Raw genomic sequence first — 14391 nt, forward strand, 5'->3', positions numbered from 1 at the left:
GTCAGCGCACGACCTCGATGGCGAGATCGGTCGGCCGGGAGTTGTTGATGACGGTCAGGTCCTGCGGGCACGCGGAGACCACGACCAGGCAGTCGAGTTCGGCGCGGAACGTGACCGAGTCGCCGGGGGCTGTGGCCGCGGGCAACCAGTCGAGGATGCCGCCGCGGCGCACCGGCACCTGCATGAAGAGGTTGACCGGCTGCGGCACGACGTCAATGTCGCGTCCGAGCGCGTCCCGCAGGTTCCGTGCACACGACGGATGATCCGGTACGCCGAGTCCGGCGTACCGGGCGTCGTCGCAGGCTGCGATGAGCAGGTCGTGCCGGCCCGGTGAGGTGTCCTCGAGCAGGGTCAGGATCGGGCGCCGCTCGTTGGTGGTGAAGGCTTCACCGATGGCGGGGAAGAGCCGGCTGGTTGCTGTCCTCGTGTGCGAGGCGCTGAGGTGTTCGGTGGTGATCCCGGACGGCGCGGCGACGTACGCGAAGAGATCGCCGACCTGTCCGCCGGCGACGTCGACGACGCGGACGTGGTCGCCCCGCTGGACCAGGACGGCGCGTCCGGCCCGGGCGGGCACCGGGGTACGAGCAACTGTCTGCATGCCACCAACTCCAGCAGGTCGAGTCATCGGCCTGCAGTGGACGATCGTCCAGCATGACAGGGCTGATCTTGTGGCTTGATCCATCGCGAGGCTGCACCCGACGCTGATGAAGTTCAAGGCATGGAACTGACGACAACTCACCCGGCCCTGCGACCGATCGGAGTCGGCACGGTCGAGCTCGCGAACCGATTCGCCGTCGCGCCGATGTCACGCGTGTCCGCGACGCCGGACGGCGTACCGACCGACGAGATGGCCGACTACTACGCGGCGTTCGCCGAGGGCGGGTTCGGCCTGCTGATCACCGAAGGCACCTACACCGACCCGGCGTACAGCCAGGGCTATCTGAACCAGCCGGGTCTCACCACCTCGGCTCAGGTGGCGGGATGGCGGGAGGTGACTCGCCGGGTCCATGCGGCCGGCCGGCCGATCCTGGCCCAGTTGATGCACGCCGGCGCCATCTCGCAGGGCAATCCGCACCGCGCGGAGCGAGTCGGGCCGTCGGCGGTCCAGCCGATCGGCGAGATGCTGTCCGAGTACGGCGGGCAGGGTCCGTGGCCGACGCCGCGCGAACTGTCCGCGAGCGAGATCGACGAGGTGATCGCCGGCTTCGTCGCGACAGCGGTCCGGGCGCACGAAGCCGGATTCGACGGCGTGGAGATCCACGGCGCTAACGGATACCTGCTCGACCAGTTCCTCACCGTCTACACGAACCAGCGCACGGATGCGTACGGCGGACCGGTGGCGAACCGGATCCGGCTGACTGCCGAGGTCGCCGCAGCGATCGTCGCGGCGACACCGCCCGGGTTCGTCGTCGGCGTACGGCTCTCGCAGACGAAGGTGAACGATCTCGAGTACCGCTGGCCCGGCGGCGCGTACGACGCCGAGGTCGTGTTCGGGATCCTGGCCGCTCAGGGCGTCGACTATCTGCACATCGCCAGCGAGGGCCGGGACTGGCTCGAGACCGCTCGGCTGCCGGGCGGCCAGACGATCACCGGGCTGGCTCGCAAGGTGAGCGGGCTGCCGGTGATCGCGAACGGCGGCATGCACGACCCGGAGCGCGCGGATCGCGTCCTGACCGACGGCCACGCCGATCTCGTCTCGATCGCCCGGGGTGCACTCGCGAACCCCGATCTGCCCCGGCGACTCGCCGACGAGCACCAGCTCGACCGGTTCGACCGCGGGATGCTCGAGCCGGCGGCGACCCTGGCCAACGCGAAGCAGTGGCAGACTGCTCGGTCATGACGACCCCGACGTGGCATGGCGGGGCACAGGCCGTCGTCACGCTCACCTTCGACGTCGACGCCGAGACGCCGATCCTCGCGGCCGGGCGCCGGTACGCCGATCACCTGACCACGATGTCGCACCAGGCGTACGGCCCGGACGTCGGCGTACCGCGGATCCTGGAGCTGCTCGCGGATCTCGGCGTGCCGGCGACGTTCTTCGTGCCGGGCTGGGTCGCCGAGCAGCGGCCGGGGCTCGCGGCGACCATCCAGGAGCGTGGTCACGAGGTGGCTCACCATTCCTACAGTCATCGCGCGCCGACTACGCTCACCGCGGCGGACGAGCGGGCGGACTTCGAGCGGGCCCTCGAGGTATTCGTTGCGCAGGGCATCGAGATCCACGGCCACCGGGCCGCGCTCTGGGAGGCCACCCGGACCACGCTGAACCTGGTCGCCGAGCACGGGCTCTCGTACGACTCATCGCTGATGGGCGACGACCGCCCGTACCTACTCGATGTCGGCGGCCGGCCGGTCGTGGAGCTGCCGGTGCACTGGTCACTCGACGACTGGGAGCAGTACGCGTATCTCCCGTCGCCGCAGATCGGCACGGTCATCGAGTCGCCGCGCAAGGTCCTGGAGCTGTGGCGCGCGGAGCTGGACGCGATGCGGCACTATCGCTGTCTGTTCAACCTGTGCCTGCATCCGTTCCTGTCCGGCCGTCCGAGCCGTCTCCTCGCCCTGCGCGACCTGATCGAGTACGCCCAATCCTGCGGCGACATCACCTTCGCCCGCTGCCGGGACCTGGCCGCCGCTGCCCGCGCCGACCCCACACTCCCACCACGAACTCCGCCGGCCGTCGTGGCGGATCCATCCGTCTACCCGTTGGGTTGATGACCGAGGAGAGTGATGGCGTCGATGAGCTTGGCCCAGAAGGCGGTTTGGTCGAGTTCGATGGCGACCTGGGCGTTGGGCGCCCGCCCGGTGTAGTGGTGGAGGTCTACGGCGGTGGCGCCGGCGGTCCACTCGCCCTTGGTTTCGATGACTACGTTGGCCTCGACGCAGCGGACGATGGTGGGGTCGATGACTCGGGCGACGGCGACCGGATCGTGAAGCGGTGGCGCGGTGAAGCCCCAGAGATGCTGGTAGGTCGAGGCGAAGAAGGTCATCCACTCGATGCAGATGCCGGCCAGCGGCGTGCCGATGCGTGCGAAGGACGCCAGTACGTCGTCCGTCACCAGCGCCTGATGCGTGACGTTGAGGCCGCACATCGTGAACGGGACGCCCGATCGCAGGACCTGGTCCGCGGCCTCGGGGTCGACGAAGCAGTTGGCCTCGGCGTACGGCGTCACATTGCCACGCTCGGTCGAACCGCCCATCCAGACGACCTGGTCGATCCGGTCGGTCAGCTCCGGGCGTTCCGCGAGCAGCCGGGCGACGTTCGTCAGCGCGCCGGTCGCCACGATCGTGACCAGCGACTCATGCGTGGTCAGTACGTCGACCAGTAGCTCGTGGGCCGTGATCGTTGCCTCGGGCACCGTCGGGTCGCCGTCGAACAGCGGACCGTCCAGCCCGGTCTCGCCGTGTACGTCGTCGGCGATCCGCAACGGCCGCACCGACGGGCGGTCGGCCCCGCGAGCGATCGGGACATCTCGCGCCCCGGCCAGCGACAGCACCCGGCGAGCGTTGATGGTGCACTTCTCGACCGTCTGATTGCCGGCCACGGTGGTGACCGCGCGCAGGTCGATCGCAGGGTCCGCGACTGCCAGCAGCAACGCCATCGCATCGTCATGCCCAGGATCGCAGTCGAGCACCACCGGTATCGCCACCCGCACATGCTAGTGCCGGGCCGCCGTCAGCCTGCGGGCTGGAACAGCTCGATGAGGTTGCCGGCCGGGTCGGCGATCAGGATCTGGCGGCCTCCTGGGCCGGAGGTGGGTTCGCTGCGGAACGGGACCTTGGCGGCCTCGAGCCGTTCGATCTCGGCGTCGAGATTGTCGACAATCAGATGGATGCGGTTTCGGCCGGCGTCCGACGCGTCGTCCGGGGTGGCGCGGGCGCCAGAGGTCTGCGGTCCGGAGAGCAGGAGGCGCAGTGGTCCGCGGGTGACGTCGGCGAACACCGGCGCCGGGTTGCTCCGCAGTACGAAACCGAGCTGGCTGGTGTAGAAGTCGATGGCCGCCGGGACGTCGTCGACGATGTAGCGGACGCTGGCGAAGGTCTCCTCGTCGTTCATGGTTGGTCCTCCTTGAGGCTCGGCAGCAGGTGCCGAACACGGTTGTCGATGTCCGCCGCCGCGGAGACAAACCTCGAGTAACTGCTCCGGCCGTCGTCGCCGGCCGAAGGGTCGGGGATGCTCCAATGCGCGCGGGGCGGGTTGTCGGCGAGCGTTTCGCGCGCTGTGTCGCACAAGGTGATCACGCGCTTGAAACGACTGTGCAGGGTCGAGTTGAGCGACCGTGGTGCTTGCTCCTCGATGTCGATGTCGTAGTGCTCCCGCAGTACTCGCACGGCGTGCGGATGGATTCGGTCCTTGGGCCGGGTCCCGGCACTGCTGACGCGCACGCGGTTCCCGGCTCGGTGTCGCAGGAGCGCCTCGGCAATCGGCGAGCGTGCGCTGTTGCCGCTGCAGACGAACAACACGCTCGAACGGCGTGGCGGGTCCTCGGGCACCGGCGTCATCCGGAGCGCCGGATGCAGCGCGGTGCCGGCATCGGCCAGCGCCTCCGCACAGCGGTCGAGGTCGAGGTGGTAGTAGCTGTCGCGGGCGTCGAAGCTGCTGCGCCGCGACGCCACCAGGCCGCCGTCGCGCAGGAGCCTCAGGTGGTACGAGACCAGGTTCTGCGGCTCGTCGACAACGGCGACCAACTCACGCACTCGCAGATCGCTTCGAGCGAGCTCGGCCACCAGTTGCCATCGCAGCGGATGACTGACCAGCCGGACGAACTCAGGCACACCGTTCACGGCGCCTGACATTACATCAAATGCATTTGATGGACCACCCGTCGTCGACAGCAGCTGGAGGTTGCAGGCTGTGGTCTGACGGTGTGGATGCGCGTACGGTTGGAAGGTCGCTGGGGGCTGGGGCGATCGTGGGGATACAGCGCTATGTCTCGTGGGGAAATTGGGCCCGTGTGGATGCGCTGTCTCGGGGCTGCGGGGGAGTCGCGTGCGGCGCAGGTGGTTTGTGACGCGCTGGCGGGGGAGGGCGTAGTGGTGCCGGAGTCGGCACCAGCTGTGGGGCGGATCGGTGTCGTTGTCGTGGACACCATCACCGAGCGGGAAGTGGCGTTCGTGCGCGCGGCGGCCGCGGACGGCGAGCGGCGGGTGCTGGTTGTCGTGCCGGCTGGTGCGTCGGTCGACGTCGACGGGTCATGGCAGTTGATGGCGGCGGGCGCGGCCGATGTCATCGCCTGGGACCGGTCGGACGATCCGGCGTCGGATGCGGTGGAGCGGTTGCGGCGGTGGCAGCAGGTCGACGCGTTGATGGACTCGGTCGCGGTGACCGAGGAGTTGGTCGGGCGCTCGCCGGCTTGGCGACGGGTACTGCGCCAGATCGTCGAGGTCGCGCACTTCACCACGTTGTCGTTGCTCATCACCGGTGAGAGCGGGACGGGTAAGGAGCTCGTGGCGCGGCTGGTCCATGCGCTGGACCCGAGGCCGGACAAGGGCGACCTCGTCGTACTGGACTGCACGACGGTGGTGCCCTCGCTGTCCGGCAGCGAGTTCTTCGGGCACGAGCGGGGAGCGTTCACCGGCGCGGTCGCCCAGCGGGTCGGCGCCTTCGGACAGGCCGACGGCGGGACCTTGTTCCTCGACGAGGTGGGTGAGCTTCCGCTGCAGCTCCAGGCCGAGCTGCTCCGCGTGATCCAGGAGGGGGCGTACAAGCGCGTCGGTGGGAACACCTGGCACCGGACGACGTTCCGGCTGATCTGTGCGACGAACCGGGACCTGCTCGACGACGAGAGGCGCGGGGCGTTCCGGCGGGACTTCTACCATCGGATCGCCGCGTGGCGGTGCGCCCTGCCGAGCCTCCGCGAGCGGACGCGCGACATTCTTCCGCTCGCCGAGCACTTCGCTGCGATGCAGGAGGCCGCCGGCGGATTCGACCCGGCAGTCAGTGCACTGCTGACCGGGCGGCCGTACCCCGGGAACGTGCGGGATCTGAGGACGCTGGTCGAGCGGATTGCTCAACGGCATGTCGGGCAAGGACCGATCACGGTTGGCGACGTACCTGATGATGAGCGGCCTCCGGATGACGCGCGGGAGGTGTGGCGGACCGGAAGTGCGTTCGAGGGTGCGGTGATGCAAGCACTGGCCGGAGGGGCGTCCCTGAAGGAGATCGGTGACGTCGCGCGGGACACCGCGGTTCGGATGGCTGTCGCGCAGGAAGACGGGAATCTGAAGCGGGCCGCGCGGATCCTGACCGTCAGCGAGCGGGCGCTCCAACTGCGGCGGGCCGCTCAGCTCCAAGAGGGCTGAGTAGTCCCAGCAAAGTGCCGCCGAGGACGGCTTGTACGTCCCGCCGCGAGAGGCCGAGGGCCTTGATCTTCGCGAGCTCCAGTCCGGGATGCAGCCACGGCCCGTCGGAGCCGAAGATGAGTTTCTCCGGCCCGGCCCGGCGTACTGCGTCGACGAGCAGGTCGAACCGCCGTACGCCGGAGGTGTCGGCGTACACGTTGGGCAGTCGCACCAGCAGGTCGATCACCGCACGCTGCGCGGCCCAGTCGTCGGCGAAGCTGCCCAGGTGCGGCACGATGAACGCGACCCGCGGGAACTCGGTGGCGAACAGCTCCAGAGGCGCCACCTGGCCCATCGGGTCGTAGAGCACCGGCAGACCGAACCGGTCCGCGGCGCGCGCGATCTCGGGCGTCAGTGCCGCGTCGTGCCGGTGCACTTTCAGCCCGCGGAAGCCGAGTTGGTGCACGGCCTCGTGCACCAACTCGGCGACCCGCCCGGCATCCCGGGCTGGGTGGACGAACGCGAACCCGATGAACCGCTCGGGCTTGCTGGCCACCACCCGCGCCACGGACCGGTTGGCGGTCAGGTAGTCGCCGTGGAACACCGAGAAGAGGACCGTGTGCGTGATCCGCGCGGCGTCGGCCCGCCGCAGGTAGTGGTCCAACCGGCCGACGTCCCACGGCCCGGTGAGTGTGTCTCCTCTCCCCACATGGCAGTGGGCGTCGACGATGGTCATCGCCCTAGGGCCGTTGGACTCGTACGGCGCCCGCCGGCAACTTCGAGAACCGGTCCTCGATGAAGAACGCGTTGTTCCGCTGGTTGAGGCCGGCACGCTGGCCGATCCACTGCCAGCGCTGGCCCTTGGCGTAGTCCTGGGTGAACTTGGTCCACTGCGGGTCGGTTGGCAGCCGTCCGTGGCGGTCGCGGAAGTAGACCGCCGTACTGGCGAACTGGGTGGCGTTGCCGATCGGGTTCGGGATGGCGCCGGTCAGGGCGGTGGTGGCGAGGTTCCGCGCAGGCTGGGGGAGCGCCGACCATGCGGTGCTCTGGAGCTTGAGGAACTGCCGCAGTTGACCGACCGGGATCCCCGGCGGCGCCGGTGGCGGGTACGTCGCACCCGTCTTGACGAACTCCGGCTTGTGCATGTGCCGGCGGGCGGCACCCCAGTTCTTCAGCGACGCCTGCAGCGGTGTCGAGTACGCCCGCAGGAATCCGTGGAAGGTGGGGTACTGGCGATGCCGGATCAGACCGTAGAGGTTGATCATCGCCCAGATGACCGCCCGGTTGTCCGCGTTGTCACGCCCACCGGCCTCACCGACGATGAACCGCGCGGTCCAGACCAGGTCGTCGCTGGTGAACTGATAGGTGAAGCGGGTGCCGTCGGGCCGTGTCGCGTGGATCGTGCCGAGCCGGACATTCTGAGCCCCGCCCCCTGTAGCCGCCTGCATCGGAGGAGCGCTCGGCACGTAGGAACCGCCTGGAGCCGCCTGCGGCGGAGGCGCGCTGGGCACGTACGAACCGCCTGCCGCTGGGAAGGACCCCCCGGTCGCGGGCGTGGTCGTGAAGGAGACGTGCATGTGGTCGTGGTGACCACTTAGCGGGGAGACGCCCTTGACCTGTGGGTCGTTGAAGAAGACCCGCGACACCTGCAGCACCGGGTTGCCCCGGATCAGGTCGACCAACTCCTGGGTGAGCGGACGGGAGTACACCGGCATCGTGTAATTGACCGGCTCCTCCTTGCCGTCGTTGCGCACCGGCCGGATGTCGACGTCCGTTCCTTTCTGGTGCGACTTGTGCGGCGACATCGGTCCGCCGCCGCGCAGGCTGATGTCGGTGATCCCGATCCTCGGCCCGCTCGGGTGCCGCCGAGCCCATTCAGCGGCGATCGCGGTCACCGCGCGCAGCGTCTCGCGGCGACCGAACTGGCGGCCAGTGCTCTTGCAGTAGAACCCCGGACCCGACTGGGGCAGGGCGTTGTCCAGTGCGTCTGCGCCGCCCGGGGTGGAGACCTCGCCCCACGTCTCGTCGAGGAACGCTTGGGTCGTCATGATTCAGCCTCCCTGGTCAGAACGTTCCGGAGTAACCGGGCAGCTGCACGGGCGCCGCCGACGTACGACGAGAGCCAGTGCCGGCCAACTGGTCGAGCAGTCGCTGCCGGAGCAGGATCGACGGCATCGTGGTGTCCACCGGGTCGACAGTGAGATCGGCTCCGGTCACCGCCTGGTAGGCGTGGATGTAGCCCTGCAGCTCCGGACGCCAGTAGCGGACCCAGTTGGCGGCCTGCTGCGGCAGCCTGATGTCGTTCCAGTTGCCGTAGCGGATGCCGAGCAGGAGCTGCTCACCGAAGATCGCCAGGTCGCGGAAGTGCAGTACGGACGCATCGGGCCAGCCGTACAGGCGCTTGACGGTCTCCACCGGGTCCATCCAGGCCTCCGGGTAGGCGACCATCACTCGGCTCGGCAGGAACTCCCGCATCTCCGGCCGCGCGAGCATGTACTGGTACATCAGATCCTCCTGGCGCGCCTGCCAGGGCAGCTCGAGGTACTGGTTTCCCTGCCCCTCGGTGAGCTGCAGGTGCACCTCCTTGAGTGCGTTGAGGACGGGGAAGGCATCCGCGAGCACTGTGGTGTCGTCGTCCTCCTTCAGGAAGATCGAGACCACGTGCAGCAACCGGTGGAAGCTGCTGAGGAAATGCACCCTGCTGTCGGCCGGCCGCATCGGCGGCTGACCGGGCTGCAACATGCTGATGCCGTAGTGGTGGAACAACTCGTACGCGACCCGGGTGTCGGTGAGGCGGTGCTGCTCGTCGTTGACCATGCCCCACATCAGGTTGCTCAACGGCCGGAGCGGATCGATCTCCAGATGCGCGAGGGGGTCCGGGCCACGACCGGTCCGGACGTTCTGGAAGCGCAGCAGCAGCGCCGACATCGCGTGCACCAGATGAGCCTCGCGGTGCCAGTAGTTCCAGATCAGCTCGATCAGGCACGGATTGGTCAGCTTGCTCTGCAGGATGCCGTAGGTGTTCACGCCGAAGTCGCGGTCGCCGACGATGTCGACATCGCCGAGCTTGAGCCGGATCACCGCCAGGTACGGCAGGAACGCCTGGTCCTCCTCACCCGGCAGCCGCGGGCCTTCGGTGATGTAGTCCTCCCATTGGTGCCTGATCTCGGCGCGGAACGGGTCGTCGTCCAGATCCGGACGGTTCAGCCGGACCCGCTCCTCGTCGAGGTTGAGTCCCTTGAACGGCCGGCCCAGCCGGTTCGCGTCGACCCGGACACCGCAGTGCGCCATCATGAACACTTCGGTCGCGGTCTTCAGCACCCGGTACTGGTCCATGTCCGGGAACGGCAGCGCGCGGACCTTCTGCAGCTTGGCGAGCCGGCGTACGTCGCGTCTGCGCATGGTGCCGGCCAGGAACTCGGAGTACCGGTTGAACGAGAGGGCCTGGGTGCTGTTGCGGATCGCGACCCAGAACGCCTGGTCGTCGGTCTCCACCACGTCGCCGCGGCGCATGGTCACCGCGACCGCATCGCCGGAAGCGAACGGCCGGGCCCGCACGGTGACCTCCTCCTTGCCATTGACGACGACGGTGATCGGCGCCGGGGGAGAACCGCCGCTGCCCCGCCTGACCGGCTGCAGCTCCGCAGTCACCTTCACGCGGATGTCGAAGGTCCCGGGGGTCTGGTCGTCCGGAACGTGCCAGACCGCCTTGGCCTCGGTGACCTCGTCGTCGGGGTCGTAGGTCTGCACGATGAACGGTCCGCGACCCGGGAAGTTCCAGGACGCCTCGGTGATGAAATAGGTCTCGGATGTGTCGAGCCTGGCGGTGAGCCGGACGCGGCCGCCCTGCTCGATCGTCTCCGGGCTGGGGGTCAGGATGACCTCGGGTTCGTTGCTTGGCATCAGGGTGTCTCCTTTGAACTGGTGAGAGATGTGCCGGCGGCGGCGAACGTGGAGTCGAGCGCCCACCGGGTGAGCAGGTCGTTGACGACCGTGCTCTCGTCCTCGGGTCTGAGCCGGCCGTCGGCGCGGGCCTGGCCGAGGATCGCGAACGCCAGCGTCGGAGGTTCCCGGCACAGCCGACCGGGGTCGGTCAGTACGTCGTCGTACTGCCGCGCGAGCCGGTCAGGAGTGCGTTCGCGGGTCGGGAAGAGGTCTGCGAGCGTGTGATCGCGCAGAGCCGGCGGGCGGTGGCCGGCGAGGAGTGCGGCCAGCAACGGACAGGTACGGCGAAGCGTTGCGAACAGCCGTTGCCGCGCCGCATCGAGACCCGTCGCCGGGTAGAGCTCGTCCCACAACCGCGCCACGGCCGCCCATTGCGGATGTGGATAGAGAACGTCGCCGAGCGCGCAGCTGAGGTGGACCCTGATCCAGGGGAACGGATGCGGATCGCCCTCGGTCATTCGCAGGACGAAGACGCGGGGGAGGCTGACGACACCCATCAGCCCGAGCGTCGAGCCGATCCCGAGCTTGCCGACCGAATGCAGGTCGGCCACGATCTCGGACAGCCACCGCTGCCACAACTGCCAGGCGGGCCGCTCATCGTCCGGTCGCCTCCGCGCGTAGCGCCGTACCTCGTGGTGCAGGGACGGGACCAGCTCCAGCAGGGCCGCGACCTGGTGGCCGCATTCGTGCAGGAGCGACGACGCGATTCCGCTCGAGCCGATCATCCGCTCGCGCGGGATGAGGACCAGGGCCGTCGGGCTCGGGTCGCCACCTGCCAACCGGGTCCGCGCCCGCCGGATCGCCGCGCCCTGCCCCCGATCCAGATAGCAGATGATCGGCGGTACGGCGATGCCGGGAAGCTGCAACGCATCCCGGGCTGCCACATCCAGGCCGGACAGCCAGATACCGATCCGGCTCTCGCTGCGCTGGGTGATGGCCTGCTGGAACGTGTCGAACTGCGTGAGTACGTCGTTGAACCGCCAGCGCAGGCTGACGAACCGGCGTTGCTGCTCGTCGGGTGGCGCCGAAGCACCGGCGCCGAGGAGCCAGTCGTAGTAGGCGTCCAGTCGACGCCGTAGCTCCTCGCGGCCCTGGATCAGGAAGCGCTCGACCGCCAGCAAGGCGTCCGGCGCCAGCGCGGCCGCCGGCAGCATCGACTCGTGCAGCACGAACGGCTGCACGAGTGCCAGCCGCGTGCGCAGCGCACGGCACTCCTGCTCCAGGAACCACACGGCGTCGGGCATCGCGGTCACGCCCCGTAGAGCACGATCTGGCTGCCGCGGCGTACCCAGCGACCGCCTGAGCCCTGCCTCGACGACGACCCGTGGTACCCGTACTCGCTCTGCCCGCCGGAGTCCGGTGGGGCATCGGGTGGCGGCGCGTCCGGCGGCGGTCCTCCGGCCGGTTTGGGTGCCGCACCGTTCGGCGCGGCGCCGCCCGGGGGCTCCTGCTGCGGAGGCTCCTGCTGTGGGACCGGATAGGGCGGTGGGAACGGCGGCACCGGGTACGGCCAGGCGGCGTAGGGGTACGGTCCGGGCTGCTGCGGGTGATGGTGCCGCCTTCGGCGTTGCTGCTGCGAGCCGTGCCACTGACCCGGCCGCGCGAACGACGGATAGCGCCGAGCCACTCCACCCGCATGCCGGCGCGCTGCACCGTAGGCGGCTGCGCGGGCTGTCCGCTGTGGCTGTCCGTGCCGCGGGGACAATGCCGCGTTGCGGGTCGCGGCGGCGGAGAACCGGACGTACCGGCGGGCGACCTCGAACTCGGCCTCGTCCTGGCTGAGCGCCTCCAGTTCACCTACCTCGGCCTCGAACAGCTTGGTCGCCATACTGCCCAGCCGGGTGCCGATCGCCGTACCGATGCCGGGGGCAACGAACGAACCGATCGCACCGCCGACCATCGGCAGCGCCTTCTTGGCGACGTTCTTGAGGATCCCGCCGAGGGCCTTGCCGGTCGGCGAGTCGAGGAAGCCGCCGACTCCCTTGGCCACGTTCTTGATCAGGCCGCCGAGGAACTGCTCGAGCTCAGCCTCGTCGCGGATCTCGAGCAACTGCGCGGCCAGCTCCATCTCCTGCTGCTCGCCGAGTGGGCTGGAGTACTCGCCGTTCAGCTCTTGCAGCTCGGCCTCGAACTGCTCGAGCTCACCGGGCATGGCTTCCTGCAGTTCACCGAACTCGGCTTCGCCGTACTGCTCACCCTCCCCGAACTCGTTGTACTCACCTTCTCCGAACTCTCCGTACTGTTCGCTCTCGCCGTATTGCTCCCCTTGGCCGAACTCGTTGTACTCGCCCTGGCCGTACTCCGTCTCGCCATACTGCTCGCCCTGGCCGAACTCGCCCTGGCCGAACTCGCCCTCGCCGTACTCGCCGTACTGCTCACCTTCGCCGAATTCGGCATAGACCTCGCCCGGACCGAACGAGCCTTCGTATCCGTAAGCCGCCATCACGCCGTTCCTTCCTTCTGGTCCATCTGTCAAGGTCGCGAACCGATCCCAGGCCGACCGCACCAGCTCACGAGTCACCTCGAGCTCGCGGTCCTCCGCGCTCAGTCCCTCCAGCTCGAGCCCGAGCAACGTGCTGACCCGCGCCGGATCGGAACCTTCCTGGAGCCGGATCCAGAGCGGGAGACTCTGATCCACCAGCCGCGCCACCTGCTCGGAGGTCGCGGCCGGGAGGAGTCCGGCCAGGCTGGTCGCCATGGCACGCAGCGCCGGCACGGCTCCCGCGCGGTCCCGCACCTCGATGGCGCGGGTCGCGAGCTCCAGCTCATGCACCGGATCCAGCTGCTGCACGAAGACCCTCCCCGGTCACCCGATCTGTCGCGAGATCTGTTCGACCACAGGGATGCACGATCCGTGCCAGGGGTCATCGGTGCGGCCGCCGAAGTCTTCTTCGTCTACTGGACCTTGGATGGGCTACGCCGGCGAAGTTCGCTTCAGCGTCGGGACTGCGCGGCGATTCCGAGCTGGGCCCGGTATTTGGCGACGGTACGACGGGCGATCGGATGGGCCGTGGTCGACAGCAGCCGCGCGATCTCGCCGTCCGACAGCGGCTGGGCCTCGTGCGCGATCAGGTCGCGAACCGCGTCGCGCGGTTCGGCCGACGTACAGAAGAAGTCCGCCATCGGGGTGAGGCGTCCCGACGGCAGCTGCGCCCAACGGGCCGACACCGCGCGGGACACCGTCGACTCATGGACGCCGACCGTGCGCGCGACGTCGGCGCGGGTCAGGGGAGCGGGACAGCCGGACCTCCCGGCCAGGAAGACTTTCTGATTGTCGACAATCGCCTCGCCGACCGCGCGCATCGTCTGCCAGCGCTGGTGCAGACGGCTGATGAACAGCCTCGCCCGCGCCAGCCACTCCTGGGCCTCCGCACCGCCGGTCCGATACGACCAACTGATCGCCAGCGAATGCCGAGCCTCCTCGGCGATCTCGATCGTGAACTCGTCCGCGAACACGTAGTCCGGCCGCAGCACCTCGGCCCGGGCGTTCGTGGTCCGCGGCGGCCAGCACCCGAGATCGAGTGCCACGAACGGCACTAGCTGCTCCTTGATGAAGTCCGCCGCTGTCTGGATCTCCGCAGCGGACGTTCCGAGGGCGTTGGCGATTCGGTCGAACCGCCGGCCGGCCAGGTCCTCGAGATGCCGGTCCACCACTGCTCTGACGACGGTCGGAGTCCAGTCCTCGATCTGGAGCAACAGGCATTCCCGCAGATCCCGAGCCCCGATCCCAGGTGGCCCAACCTTCTGCACGGCCGCGAGCGCACTCACGACCCGCGTCGTACTGACTCCGAGGCAGCCGGCGATCTCAGTCGTCGTACTCGTCAACCGCCCACGCTGGTCCAGGCAGCCCACGACGTACTCCACGATGGCTCCATCGGCGGCAGGCACCAGCAATCCTGCCTCCGCCCGCAGGGCACCCACCTCGCCGCCGTCAACCCACTCGGTCACCCCAGCAGCAGGTCCGCGCCCAGCGCCGTCGTCGACTCGCTCGATCGCGGGGTTGTCGCCCAGTTCCCGCTCGACAAGCTCGTCCACCCCGACCGCCGGCAGCTGCAGCAGCTCGGCAAACGCGACGATCTGCGGCCGCAACTCCACCCGCAGCCCGACCCGTCCCTCCAACGCCAACTCCACGCGCCCCACCCCCTCCTAACCATCCCCCGTCTGCAAGCT

The 14391-nt window shown here is 69.1% G+C and carries 13 protein-coding genes; 3 read left to right on the plus strand and 10 right to left on the minus strand.

Going from position 1 to position 14391, the window contains the following annotated elements:
* Position 1: 1 nt before the first annotated feature.
* A complete protein-coding gene (locus ACIBG5_RS05510; protein ID WP_396390278.1) occupies positions 2-598 on the minus strand; it encodes a DUF1989 domain-containing protein in 597 nt (198 codons plus the stop codon).
* 120 nt (positions 599-718) lie between these two features.
* On the opposite strand from ACIBG5_RS05510, the gene ACIBG5_RS05515 reads away from it, so the two are divergent.
* Positions 719-1840 (plus strand): tRNA-dihydrouridine synthase, encoded by a 1122-nt coding sequence (locus ACIBG5_RS05515; RefSeq protein WP_396390279.1) that lies wholly within the window; start codon positions 719-721, stop codon positions 1838-1840.
* Positions 1837-2709: a polysaccharide deacetylase gene (locus ACIBG5_RS05520; protein WP_396390281.1), complete on the plus strand. Its 873-nt coding sequence runs from the start codon at positions 1837-1839 to the stop codon at positions 2707-2709. The genes ACIBG5_RS05515 and ACIBG5_RS05520 overlap by 4 nt, the downstream gene beginning before the upstream one ends.
* Here the strand turns inward: ACIBG5_RS05520 and ACIBG5_RS05525 are convergent.
* The 3 genes from ACIBG5_RS05525 to ACIBG5_RS05535 are packed head-to-tail and all read right to left on the minus strand — an operon-like array spanning position 2694 to position 4779.
* Positions 2694-3644 (minus strand): nucleoside hydrolase, encoded by a 951-nt coding sequence (locus ACIBG5_RS05525; RefSeq protein WP_396390282.1) that lies wholly within the window; start codon positions 3642-3644, stop codon positions 2694-2696. The two genes, ACIBG5_RS05520 and ACIBG5_RS05525, sit on opposite strands and share 16 nt — an antisense overlap.
* Before the next feature lie 26 nt (positions 3645-3670).
* Positions 3671-4051, minus strand: coding sequence for a VOC family protein (locus tag ACIBG5_RS05530; RefSeq protein ID WP_396390283.1), 381 nt, complete (start codon positions 4049-4051; stop codon positions 3671-3673).
* Positions 4048-4779, minus strand: coding sequence for an ArsR family transcriptional regulator (locus ACIBG5_RS05535; protein WP_396390284.1), 732 nt, complete (start codon positions 4777-4779; stop codon positions 4048-4050). The genes ACIBG5_RS05530 and ACIBG5_RS05535 overlap by 4 nt, the downstream gene beginning before the upstream one ends.
* Before the next feature lie 252 nt (positions 4780-5031).
* On the opposite strand from ACIBG5_RS05535, the gene ACIBG5_RS05540 reads away from it, so the two are divergent.
* Positions 5032-6297 carry a sigma 54-interacting transcriptional regulator gene (locus tag ACIBG5_RS05540; protein ID WP_396390286.1) on the plus strand — a complete coding sequence of 422 codons (1266 nt, stop codon included), beginning with the start codon at positions 5032-5034 and terminating at the stop codon, positions 6295-6297.
* Here ACIBG5_RS05540 and ACIBG5_RS05545 read toward each other — a convergent pair.
* From ACIBG5_RS05545 to ACIBG5_RS05570, 6 genes are all read right to left on the minus strand, one after another.
* Positions 6245-7012 carry an amidohydrolase family protein gene (locus tag ACIBG5_RS05545; protein ID WP_396390288.1) on the minus strand — a complete coding sequence of 256 codons (768 nt, stop codon included), beginning with the start codon at positions 7010-7012 and terminating at the stop codon, positions 6245-6247. The two genes, ACIBG5_RS05540 and ACIBG5_RS05545, sit on opposite strands and share 53 nt — an antisense overlap.
* A 4-nt stretch (positions 7013-7016) precedes the next feature.
* On the minus strand, positions 7017-8324 hold the full coding sequence (locus ACIBG5_RS05550; protein ID WP_396390289.1) for a penicillin-insensitive murein endopeptidase: 1308 nt from the start codon (positions 8322-8324) through the stop codon (positions 7017-7019).
* 16 nt (positions 8325-8340) lie between these two features.
* Complete coding sequence (locus ACIBG5_RS05555; protein ID WP_396390290.1) at positions 8341-10179, minus strand: hypothetical protein; 1839 nt, start codon at positions 10177-10179, stop codon at positions 8341-8343.
* On the minus strand, positions 10179-11474 hold the full coding sequence (locus tag ACIBG5_RS05560; protein ID WP_396390291.1) for a hypothetical protein: 1296 nt from the start codon (positions 11472-11474) through the stop codon (positions 10179-10181). Before ACIBG5_RS05560 ends, ACIBG5_RS05555 begins: the two co-directional genes overlap by 1 nt.
* Positions 11471-13012: a hypothetical protein gene (locus ACIBG5_RS05565; protein ID WP_396390292.1), complete on the minus strand. Its 1542-nt coding sequence runs from the start codon at positions 13010-13012 to the stop codon at positions 11471-11473. The genes ACIBG5_RS05560 and ACIBG5_RS05565 overlap by 4 nt, the downstream gene beginning before the upstream one ends.
* 143 nt (positions 13013-13155) lie before the next feature.
* Complete coding sequence (locus ACIBG5_RS05570) at positions 13156-14352, minus strand: hypothetical protein (RefSeq protein WP_396390293.1); 1197 nt, start codon at positions 14350-14352, stop codon at positions 13156-13158.
* Positions 14353-14391 lie beyond the last annotated feature (39 nt).

This window comes from Kribbella sp. NPDC050241, from assembly GCF_044459685.1.
Taxonomy (GTDB): Bacteria; Actinomycetota; Actinomycetes; order Propionibacteriales; family Kribbellaceae; genus Kribbella.